The sequence below is a fragment of the Thermococcus waiotapuensis genome, from assembly GCF_055384795.1.
This window is the reverse complement of record NZ_AP042429.1, coordinates 546,217-555,913: the sequence shown is the minus strand read 5'-3', so window position 1 is coordinate 555,913 and position 9,697 is coordinate 546,217. Positions and strand designations below refer to the sequence as shown.

The following is a 9,697-nucleotide window of genomic DNA, read 5'->3' as shown; positions in this document are numbered from 1 at the left end:
GGTGCTTCTCTTCACAGATCCGCGCAATTCGCTCTCATCATCCGCGTGGGCTATTTCATGTAGTAGGATATAAGCTTTCTCAGCTCGGGGTCCCTGTTGGGATGAAGCCCCAGGAAGCGCCTCAGCTGGTTGTTCTCCGCTATTAAGCCGGAAAGCTCGATGGCGAGGATTTTGTTGTCTTCGCTGACGCCGTAGGCCCTGTATCTAAGCGGGGCGTACTCCATCTCCAGCTCCCACACCCGTTTTTCAAGTTCCCGGGCCCTTTCCTCCAGCCCGTCAACGTCCCCCTTTGGCCCCCTAAACTCTCCCGTTAAAGCAATCTCGATAACCTTCTCCGGGGAAAAGCCGTAGCGCCTTGCCAGCCTCAGAATTTCCCTCTCAAGCCCTTCATCCAGCTCGACCTTGATCTTCCCAAAGCCCTCCTCGGGTCTTATGATGAGCTTCATTCCAACTCCTCCAAGAGCTTTTTGACAACATCAATAAACTTCCCTGCTATTTCCAAAGCTTCCTCGGCCTCCTCAGCCTCTGGAGTGTAAACGATATCGTACTGGTCCTCGTGCCTAAGCTCGCGCATCCTATCCAAGAGTTCCACCCAGCTCCCATCGAGCTTTCCGGTTTTTACATAAAACTCATCAAGATAGCGCGCTATGCAGTAGTGACTCTTTTCCCTCCAGCCGTCTTTGAAGAGGAGTGCCCTGGCGGCGTGGAACATCGCCATGTATGATGCAATGAGCGAGCTCCTGTAAGAGCCGAATCCGAGGGTCTTCCGTGCCTCGGAGAGCCACTCCTCGGCGCGTTTAATGCTCAGCAGTCCTTTCTCCTTTGACGGCACTACCCTTCTGAGCAGTCCCCTCTCCACGCAGGCTTGAAATCCTGTCAAGGGGCTCCCCCCATATTATCAGCGAACCGTAAACCAAGGAGTAGTAAAACACCGGGTCGTTTTCCCTCAGGGCATTCAGGCGGTTTGATGTGAGCAGGAGCAGGTTAACTTCCCTCCCTACGGCAAGCTCTATTGCCCTCTTTAGTTTGGCTGACCTCGAAATTCCCGGCTTTTTGGTGAAAACCCAGACATCAAGGTCGCTCTCCGGCCTGTTTTCCCCCCTCGCGAAGCTTCCGTAGACTCCAAGGGAAATAATCCAGTCCTCTTTCAGTGCCTTGAGCTTTGGATATAGTGTTACAAAGTTCAGGAACCTTTTGAGCTCCCTTTTCTGAGGGGTTTCCAGAATTTTGAACTTCCTCCCCTCTTTTTTCGTTATCCCATATTTCACGAGGAGTGAAAGGGTCTTCGAGACAAGCCCCTTGCTCAGTCCGGTGGCGTTGGCTACCTCTTCCACGCCGATGAGACTACGCTCTAAAACGTACTGGAGCACCTTTATTCTTTCCTCAGTTGAGAGCAGTTCGTGCATGATAAACACTCTCGTTCACGATTTATGAACTTTTCGTTCACACTCCATGAACTATTCGTTCACGATTCATGAACTTTCTCCAGCCCACTTTTCTTCCCCGACCTTCGCCCCGAGCTCGGCGTTCTCCTTTTTCAGTTTCTCGCGCTCTGCAATCATAAACTCCCTGTCCCTCAGGGCTTTCTCGTAGAACTTCCTGAGCTCCTCAATTTCGCCTTCCATCTCGCGGAGCTTCTCCTCCAGTTTAGCTATCTTCCCGCGGAGAAGCTCCTCCCGCTCGGCCTTCAGTGTCTCTTCCACCCTCGGCAGGTTTTCCCTGAGGAGGGCGTTTATATCCTTACCCTTGAGGGCTTTGAACCTCTCGCGGGAAAGGAAGACTTCTATCTTCATGACTCATCACTCGTGGCGATCCATTCGAGGAATTCTTCGGGACTCAAAATCCTTATCTGCTCCTCTGCTTTCTTCCTGAAGTCTTCGTCTCGCGTTATCAGGACATCACACCCCGACGCCAGTGCTGATGCCAGTGCCACAGAATCGTAAGGGTCAGTGCCGAGTTTCAACTGAAAAGAGAACGCATCAATCAGGGTCAGTTCGCTGGGAATGTAAACCTCAATACCAACGTCCTCAATCTCTTTGACCCTTTCGGGATCCAATTTGTTCCTTTTGAACACCTGGGCACTTTCCATCAGCGTGAATATCGAAACGACACCTTCAATCTTTCCGTTTTCGACAAGTTCTAAAATCTGGAGGGGAGCATTCCACAGCTTTTCCCCAGTTTTAGGGTTCTCTTCTTTGAACCAGACGTTCAGGAGGACGTTTGTGTCGAGATAGACCCTAATCATACTCCTCCTCCCTCATCCTTCTGAGCAGTTCCATGCTGGTCATTCCCTCGGGGAGCTTTCCTTCCAGTATGCCCAGCATCCTCTCAGCAGATCTTTTTTTGCCTCCCCTCTTAGACCTGATCTCCATCAGCACGGAGAGGGTTTTCATGTCAATGAGCATCTCATCACCCGTGACTTTTTCGCCGGTTTTGTATTTTAACTTTCCTCTCCAGCTCGGTCTTCCTGTCGTAGCAGGTCACATAAAAGGCCAGCAGGCCCTTCCACTTCCCGTAGGGCTCGATTATTTCTCGAACGTCTCGCTCTTTCACTTCCTTCACGCTCTTCCCGAAAATCTTCGCTATTCCCCTCCTAAGCCCGAGGTCACCAGCGGGATAAGCATTCTTCCTTAAACCATAGGCGAGGAAGAGCTCGGCCGTCCACTTCCCTATCCCTCGGAACTTCGTGAGGTAGCTTAACGCTTCCTCCACCCCCCAGTTCCACAGGTCGAGGTTGAGCTTCCCCCCAAGGTAGAGGGCGGTCAGGTTCTTTATGTAGTGAGCGCGGTAGCCGAGCTTCGCCTCCCCGAGCTTTTCCTCACTTAGTTTGGCTATCTCTTCTGGCCTTGGAAAGGCATAAATGTCCCCCGCAGGCTTCCCGGCTATTCTCACAAGGTTCGCAATCGTCCTCTGGGCGAAGTCGAAGCTCACCTGCTGCTGCGCTATGACCTCAACAAGGGCCTGATACTCGCCTGGAGCGGCGGGGATGGTTAAACCCCAGAATTCATCAATTAGGAAGGCAAAGGGCGAGTCGCTTATCTCCGCGTAGAAGGAGTCCAGGTCAGTGTCAAGGCCGAGGATGAAGGAGAGCTTCTCCTCAACGAACTCTTTGTCCCCCTTCCCAAGACCGCTGGGGAGAAGAAAGTTTTCCCCGTCGTAGCCAGCCACTGTTATTTCCCCGTTGGGGAGGCGGAGGGCCTGGTAAAACACTCCCCCTTCAAACTTCCAGGTGCCGTTCCTTATCATCTCGCGGGAAATCTTTTCGAGGTCAAAGATCACAGCTGCCCCCTCCAGCCCAAAACCCTCGACTGATAGTGGCTCTTTGGGAAAATGGTGAGCGGATCGATGCCCCTCTCGCGGAGAAGGTGCCTCAGCTCCACTTCATAGTCGGCCTTCTCAAGCTGCTCGCTCTCGCGGATTTCAACTACAAAGAGCCTTTCCGTGAGTTCTTTAATCGTCCTGTAGCCGATTCCGAGGAGGGGCCTTATGTAGGCGACGTTGAATCTGTCCTCCAGCGAGCGGGCCTTTGGCAGGTCGAGGAGGGGAACGCGGTCGTCCCTCCTGGTGCCGTCACTTATCCTTTCAACTTCCGGGAGAGAAGCAAGCGCCTCCAAAGCTTTCTCATGGATGAACTGTATCGCGTTGCTCGGGTGGCCGTCTTCTATTGCCATGTCCGCGGCCCTTTCGAGGATCTCCCTGGGCATGTAGAGAACCCTGTGCTCGAAGCCGAGGTTTTCAGCCGCTTCCCTCGCGAAGCGCCAGTTATCAAGAATGCCAAAGCTCACAGTCACCAGCCTGACATCGTAGCCTAGCCTCGTCAGTATCCAGGCGGCCAGACTGGAGTCCTTTCCGCCCGAGTAGAGGTGATAGACGAGCATCTTTTGACCCTCCACTTGCACCCCACACCTTTAAAAGGCCAACTTTTATAAGGTCATCCCCCTCGAGGGGTTAGTGGTGAGAGTCATGGAGAAACGCTTACCCGGTAAGGTGAGGAGAGCACTTCGCGCGATGTATTACGATATAGAACCGCGAGCCTGGATAGGGAAGAATGGACTCGATGAGGGAGTCATTGAGGAGATAAACACCCAGCTCGAAAAGGATGGCATCCTCAAGGTCGAGATAAGGAAGGGCGCGCTCATCTCAACCGGTCTCGACAGAAAAGCCCTGGCGGAGAGGGTGGCTGAGCTCACGGACAGCGAGCTCATCGAGGTCAGGGGCAAAAGGTTTATATTGTTCAAGCCAAGGGAAGGCTGGGAAAAGTATTTAAGGAAGCTCCAGAGAAAGGAGCTTTCGGAAGAAAAGCGGGAAGAGAAGCCCGTTAAAAAAGTCAGGCTCGATATCGCTAACTTCAGGAGGAAGTTTAAGAAAGGGAGGGATTGAAGGATGGCCACGGTTTATGACGTTCCCGGTGACCTGCTCGTTAAGAGGGTCGCGGAAAAGCTCAAGGAGATCGAGGAGATAAAGCCCCCGGAATGGGCCAAGTTCGTAAAGACCAGCAGGCACAAGGAGAGGCTCCCGGAGCAGGAAGACTGGTGGTACTACAGAGTAGCAAGCGTCTTCAGGAAGGTCTACGTCGACGGGCCGGTTGGCATCGAGAGGCTCCGCACCTGGTACGGCGGAAAAAAGAACCGCGGGCACGCTCCTGAGCGCTTCTACAAGGCCAGCGGAAGCATAGTCAGAAAAGCCCTCCAGCAGCTGGAGCAGGCCGGCTTCATCCAGAAGGTTCCCGGCGAGGGAAGGGCCGTAACCCCAAAGGGCCAGAGCTTCCTGGATGAGATCGCCACCGAGCTCAAGAGGGAGCTTGAGGAGCAGATTCCGGAGCTCAAGAAGTACTGAGCCCTGCTTTTGTTCCCTTACGTTTTTGTCCCTGAAGATACCTTTTTAACCTGGACTTCGAGGTGAGATTGGGGTGAGAATATGGCAGAGGACGTGGAGGAAATCAAGAAGCGAAAGCTTATGGAGCTTCAAAGGAAGTACCTCGAACAGCAAAAGGCCCAGGAAGAAGCGATAAGGCAGGAGATGGAGCTTGAGGCTCAGCTCAACGCCATAATGAGGAAGGTTCTAACTCCAGAGGCCCGGGAGAGGCTTGGGAGGGTCAAGCTTGTGAGGCCCGAGCTTGCGAGACAGGTTGAGCTCATTTTAGCCCAGCTCTATCAGGCAGGTCAGATAAAGGAGCCCCTAAGTGATGAAAAGCTGAAGAGGATACTGGCCCAGATAGAGGAGAAAACCAGAAAGGAGTTCAGAATAAAATGGTAAGGGCTGGTGATGCCTGCTCATGGACGCCAGGGACATCGTTGAGCTGATCTACCAGAGAAACCTCGTAAGCAGGGAAACGTGGAAGGCCGTCTCCGTCAAGAAGAACAGTGATGGCACGGTGGATGTGCTCTATAAGAACCTTCACGTTGGGTCAGATGACGATCCGGTTTTCCTGTGGGTGTATGCCAACGTCGTCGAGGAAGAGAGGCCGGATGTCCGGATACTGGAGAGGATCACATTCAAAAAAGAGGACATAGTCTGGATCCTCCGCTACATCCCCAAGAGGGGAGAAGGTTTATAAGGTGCATCCAGATAGGGCCCGCCGTGGGGGTGTTGGGATGGAAAAAAGAAGGGTTTGCCCGGTTTGCGGCTCCGAGGAGTTTATATACGACCCCAGCAGGGGAGAAATCGTCTGCGCCAAGTGCGGCTACGTTATTGAGGAGAACGTTGTGGATGAGGGCCCCGAGTGGAGGGCCTTCGACCCCGGACAGCGAGAAAAAAGGGCTCGCGTTGGCGCCCCCGAAAGCATTCTTCTACACGATAAAGGACTCTCCACCGACATCGGCATTGACCGCTCCGTCACGGGCTTAATGAGAGAGAAAATTTATCGTCTCAGGAAGTGGCAGTCCCGGCTCAGGGTTAGTGACGCCGCGGAGAGAAACCTCGCCTTTGCCCTAAGCGAACTGGACAGACTGGCAAGCCACTTAGCTCTCCCGAGGCACGTTGAGGAAGAGGCGGCAAGGCTCTACCGTGACGCCGTCAGGAAAGGCCTCATCAGGGGAAGGTCTATAGAGAGCGTCATAGCCGCCTGTGTTTACGCCGCCTGCAGGCTTCTCAAAATACCGCGTACTCTGGACGAGATAGCCGAGGTTTCAAAAGTCGATAAGAAAGAGATTGGGAGGAGCTTCCGTTTCATAGCGAGACACCTGAACCTTACCCCCAAAAAGCTCTTCGTCAAGCCCAGCGACTATGTCAACAAATTTGCGGATGAGCTTGGTTTGAGCGAAAAGGTCAGAAAGAAGGCCATAGAACTGCTCGAGGAAGCCTACAATAGGGGGCTAACGAGCGGAAAGAGTCCCGCCGGCCTGGTTGCGGCAGCTCTCTACATAGCCGGACTTATGGAGGAAGAGCGCAGAACCCAGAGGGAAGTGGCCGAGGTGGCAAGGGTCACAGAAGTAACTGTGAGAAACAGGTACAAAGAGCTCGTAGAAAAACTAAACCTGAAGGTTCCGCTGACGTGATCACCTTCCGAACCAGCTCTCAAGCGTTCTCTGCTTTCCACTCTCCACCGCTTTCCTCAGCCTTTCAAGGCCACCCTTAACCCTCTCCTCGCTGAAGTCGTGTTCCTCACAGAGAAACCTTAGAATCCCCTCTTCATCGGGCTCGCGCCATCTCAGCTCGTAGTCATCTGTAACGGGGGGACTGAGAAAGAACTCTTTTATCGCGTAGAGGTCGACCTCACTCTCATCGCTGTACTTCCTGAGCGGGTCATTGATTCTCTTGACTATCGTCGGGGCCTTCTTTGGGCCGATGCCCTTTATACCCCCGGGGTTGTAGTCCGTCCCCACAAGAATCGCCAGCTCTATAAGTTTCTCCCGGTCTATGCCAAGCTCCTTGAGAACCTCTTCCAGGACGATCAGCTCGGGCTTCACTTCAACGTAGACATCCTTCCCCGGCAGCTTCCTTCTTCCAGTTATCGTGAGGTTTCTCACGAGTTTCGGCGCGCCGAAGAGGAGTGAGTCATAATCCTGGCTCGCTGAGGCGTAAACCTTGCCCTTTGCGGCCATGTAGGCCGCCTGAGCCTCTCCCTCGCTCGGAGCCTGGACAACAGGAATGCCCATTAGCTCAAGAAGCTTTTTGGCATCGCTTATGAGCTCCTCGTTAACGCGGGTTGCCCTCATCGCGTACTTCTTCGCCTCCTCCAGGTCGCCCTTCTCAAGGGCCTCCTGCCACTTTTCCTCGGCCTCTTCCCTTGCCTCCCTCCTCTTCTCTATCTCCTTCTTCTTGAACTCCGGTGGCTTTCCGTCGAAGACGTAGGCGGGTTTTATTCCGGCCTCCATCAGGTTTATTGTCCTATAGAAGAAGCCGCTCAGATGAGAGGTTATCCTGCCCTTCGAATCCATTAAAGGAGTCCCATCAGGCTGCCTTATCGTCGAGAGAAACTGGTACATGGCGTTGAAGGCATCAACTGCAACTTTTTTCCCACGAAGGTTTTCCAGCTCTATCTCCTTCCTCGGCACGAGCTCACCGATCTGAACTCCCATGCTCACCACCGAAAAAGATAGGGAAGGGAAGTATTTAGCCTTTGCCTCAGCCTACCGGATTGCTCCTCACCGCTCGGGGAGGGGAAGGCTCATCATCGGTTTAGCCCGTGCTCTACGATGAACTTCTCCTCTTCCGAAACCCTCCGCCTTTCCTGGACGTATATCCAGCCAAGGACGAATATCAGGGCGGCCATTCCAAGCATGACTTCCCAGCCGAGGGATTTATAGTCAACGGTTATCACGAGCTTCCTCACCAGGGCAACGACGCCCAGCTCGGCCACACGGCGCATGCTCACGTGGTGCTCCTTTATGTAGAGGGTGAGAAGCTCAAACAGCTCGAGGAGTATTATGACGAGAAGAAACTCATGAAGCGCCCCCTCGACGTCAAAACCATGAAACATGATTCCAACGAGGTCGCATATCGCATAAACCACATACGCCATCGTGAGAAGGGCCAATACTATCACAACGAAGTCAAAGGAAAGGTTCATCCACTTAAGAGCCATGCTCTCGAGCGGCGTTGGCTCTTTCTTTGGCTCGGGTAGTATTGCCACTAGACCACCCTAATTTTTTTGCCGGTTTGCTTTTAAAGATTTTCCTGCGCCTGGCTCTCCGGATTATCGGGGGCAGCCCAACTGATTTCAGTAGGCTAAAACTCATCTTCAGTGTTTTAACGTCTGCCGAACCTTCAATCGGCAAAAAGGGAAGAGAAAGGTTTTAACTGCATTTTACAGACGTAAAAGCGCGAATGTCATCAGGGGTGATAACAATGGCTGACCCGAAAATCGAAGCCCTTTTCAGGCCGAGAAGCGTCGCAGTTATAGGCGCTTCAGATAAGCCGGGGAAGATAGGCTATGCCATCATGAAGAACCTCGTCGAGTACGGCTATGAGGGGAAGATATACGCCGTCAACATTAATGGCGGCGAGATGGAGATCAGCGGAAGGAAGTTCACCGTCTACAGGAGCATCCTCGAAGTTCCAGATGAGGTTGACATGGCCGTCATAGTTGTCCCAGCTAAGTTCGTGCCGCAGGTCGTTGAGGAGTGCGGACAGAAGGGCGTTAAAGTTCTCCCGATCATCAGCTCGGGCTTTGGTGAGCTTGGTGAGGAAGGCAAGAAGGTGGAAGAGCAGCTCGTCGAGACGGCCCGCAAGTACGGGATGAGGATCCTTGGCCCGAACATCTTCGGTGTAGTTTACACCCCCCAGAAGCTCAACGCAACCTTTGGCCCAACGGACGTTCTCCCTGGGCCGCTTGCTCTGATCAGCCAGAGCGGAGCCCTGGGAATAGCCCTCATGGGCTGGACGATACTTGAGAAGGTCGGCCTCTCCGCAGTTGTTAGCATCGGAAACAAGAGCGACATCGACGACGCCGACCTGCTCGAATACTTCGAGGAGGACGAGAATACCAAGGCCATCCTCATCTACATGGAGGGCGTCAAGGACGGGAGGAAGTTCATGGAGACTGCAAAGAAGGTCAGCAAGAAGAAGCCCATCATCATAATAAAGGCCGGAAGGAGCGAGCGCGGTGCAAAGGCCGCCGCAAGCCACACCGGAAGCCTTGCTGGAGCTGACAGCATTTACACCGCGGCATTCAAGCAGAGCGGTGTTCTCAGGGCCTTGACAATTGGGGAAGCCTTCGACTGGGCCAGAACGCTCAGCAACCTGCCAGAGCCAGAGGGCGAGAACGTCGTCATCCTCACCAACGGCGGTGGGATAGGCGTTATGGCAACCGACGCCGCTGAAGAGGCTGGCTTGCACCTCTACGACAACCTGGAGGAGCTCAAGGTCTTTGCAAAACACATGCCGCCCTTCGGTTCCTACAAGAACCCGGTCGATCTTACCGGTATGGCGGGAGCTCAGAGCTACGAGGGGGCCCTCAGGGACGCTCTGGCCAACCCGAACATGCACAGCATAGCCGTCCTCTACTGCCAGACGGCCGTTCTCGACCCGCGTGACCTGGCCAACATCGTCATCCGCGAGTACAACGGGAGCGGAAGGAAGAAACCGCTAGTGGTAGCTATCGTCGGTGGAATAGAGGCCAAGGAAGCCATCGACAGGCTCAACGAAGAGGGCATTCCTGCCTATCCGGAGCCGGAAAGGGCGATAAAGGCCCTGGCGGCGCTCTACAGATGGAGCAACTGGAAGGCAAAGCAGAAGGGGAAGTGAGCCCCTCCCT

The 9,697-nt window shown here is 53.8% G+C and carries 16 protein-coding genes; 6 read left to right on the top strand and 10 right to left on the bottom strand.

The genetic code is table 11. The features are described 5' to 3' along the window. Window positions 1–50 precede the first annotated feature (50 nt). The 8 genes from ACZ47M_RS03115 to ACZ47M_RS03080 all read right to left on the bottom strand — a co-directional run bounded on the left by ACZ47M_RS03115 (window position 51) and on the right by ACZ47M_RS03080 (window position 3,878). Window positions 51–446: a hypothetical protein gene (locus ACZ47M_RS03115; protein ID WP_315339952.1), complete on the bottom strand. Its 396-nt coding sequence runs from the start codon at window positions 444–446 to the stop codon at window positions 51–53. Next, window positions 443–832, bottom strand: coding sequence for a HEPN domain-containing protein (locus tag ACZ47M_RS03110; RefSeq protein WP_010477453.1), 390 nt, complete (start codon window positions 830–832; stop codon window positions 443–445). Before ACZ47M_RS03110 ends, ACZ47M_RS03115 begins: the two co-directional genes overlap by 4 nt. After that, window positions 798–1,406, bottom strand: coding sequence for a nucleotidyltransferase domain-containing protein (locus ACZ47M_RS03105; protein ID WP_010477451.1), 609 nt, complete (start codon window positions 1,404–1,406; stop codon window positions 798–800). The genes ACZ47M_RS03110 and ACZ47M_RS03105 overlap by 35 nt, the downstream gene beginning before the upstream one ends. Window positions 1,407–1,472: 66 nt before the next feature. After that, the gene (locus ACZ47M_RS03100) at window positions 1,473–1,793 is read right to left on the bottom strand and encodes a hypothetical protein (RefSeq protein WP_315339942.1); all 321 of its coding nucleotides are present in this window, start codon (window positions 1,791–1,793) and stop codon (window positions 1,473–1,475) included. Further along, window positions 1,790–2,245, bottom strand: coding sequence for a PIN domain-containing protein (locus ACZ47M_RS03095; protein WP_315339940.1), 456 nt, complete (start codon window positions 2,243–2,245; stop codon window positions 1,790–1,792). The genes ACZ47M_RS03100 and ACZ47M_RS03095 overlap by 4 nt, the downstream gene beginning before the upstream one ends. Then, complete coding sequence (locus tag ACZ47M_RS03090) at window positions 2,238–2,405, bottom strand: hypothetical protein (protein ID WP_010477445.1); 168 nt, start codon at window positions 2,403–2,405, stop codon at window positions 2,238–2,240. The genes ACZ47M_RS03095 and ACZ47M_RS03090 overlap by 8 nt, the downstream gene beginning before the upstream one ends. Before the next feature lie 4 nt (window positions 2,406–2,409). Further along, on the bottom strand, window positions 2,410–3,279 hold the full coding sequence (locus ACZ47M_RS03085; RefSeq protein WP_315339938.1) for a DNA-3-methyladenine glycosylase family protein: 870 nt from the start codon (window positions 3,277–3,279) through the stop codon (window positions 2,410–2,412). Then, window positions 3,276–3,878: a DUF7411 family protein gene (locus ACZ47M_RS03080; RefSeq protein ID WP_315340937.1), complete on the bottom strand. Its 603-nt coding sequence runs from the start codon at window positions 3,876–3,878 to the stop codon at window positions 3,276–3,278. Before ACZ47M_RS03080 ends, ACZ47M_RS03085 begins: the two co-directional genes overlap by 4 nt. An 85-nt stretch (window positions 3,879–3,963) precedes the next feature. Here ACZ47M_RS03080 and ACZ47M_RS03075 point away from each other — a divergent pair, with 85 nt between their 5' ends. The 5 genes from ACZ47M_RS03075 (at window position 3,964) to ACZ47M_RS03055 (ending at window position 6,497) form a co-directional block, all read left to right on the top strand. After that, on the top strand, window positions 3,964–4,380 hold the full coding sequence (locus ACZ47M_RS03075; RefSeq protein ID WP_315340935.1) for a YhbY family RNA-binding protein: 417 nt from the start codon (window positions 3,964–3,966) through the stop codon (window positions 4,378–4,380). Window positions 4,381–4,383: 3 nt separating this feature from the next. Continuing rightward, entirely contained in the window at window positions 4,384–4,836 is a 453-nt protein-coding gene (locus ACZ47M_RS03070) for a 30S ribosomal protein S19e (protein ID WP_315339935.1), read from the top strand. A gap of 81 nt (window positions 4,837–4,917) precedes the next feature. Then, entirely contained in the window at window positions 4,918–5,256 is a 339-nt protein-coding gene (locus ACZ47M_RS03065) for a DNA-binding protein (protein ID WP_315339932.1), read from the top strand. A gap of 19 nt (window positions 5,257–5,275) precedes the next feature. Then, window positions 5,276–5,557 (top strand): hypothetical protein, encoded by a 282-nt coding sequence (locus ACZ47M_RS03060; RefSeq protein WP_010477433.1) that lies wholly within the window; start codon window positions 5,276–5,278, stop codon window positions 5,555–5,557. Between the two features lie 37 nt (window positions 5,558–5,594). Beyond that, on the top strand, window positions 5,595–6,497 hold the full coding sequence (locus ACZ47M_RS03055) for a transcription initiation factor IIB (RefSeq protein WP_315339929.1): 903 nt from the start codon (window positions 5,595–5,597) through the stop codon (window positions 6,495–6,497). On the opposite strand, the gene fen is transcribed toward ACZ47M_RS03055, so the two are convergent. Together fen and ACZ47M_RS03045 are read right to left on the bottom strand one after the other, a co-directional pair. After that, a complete protein-coding gene (fen, locus tag ACZ47M_RS03050; protein WP_315340933.1) occupies window positions 6,498–7,520 on the bottom strand; it encodes a flap endonuclease-1 in 1,023 nt (340 codons plus the stop codon). It abuts the gene before it with no gap. 92 nt (window positions 7,521–7,612) lie between these two features. After that, the gene (locus tag ACZ47M_RS03045; protein WP_315339927.1) at window positions 7,613–8,074 is read right to left on the bottom strand and encodes a phosphate-starvation-inducible PsiE family protein; all 462 of its coding nucleotides are present in this window, start codon (window positions 8,072–8,074) and stop codon (window positions 7,613–7,615) included. Between the two features lie 215 nt (window positions 8,075–8,289). Between ACZ47M_RS03045 and acs the strand changes: the two genes are divergently transcribed. Continuing rightward, complete coding sequence (gene acs, locus ACZ47M_RS03040; RefSeq protein ID WP_315340930.1) at window positions 8,290–9,687, top strand: acetate--CoA ligase alpha subunit; 1,398 nt, start codon at window positions 8,290–8,292, stop codon at window positions 9,685–9,687. The last annotated feature ends 10 nt before the right edge of the window (window positions 9,688–9,697 follow it).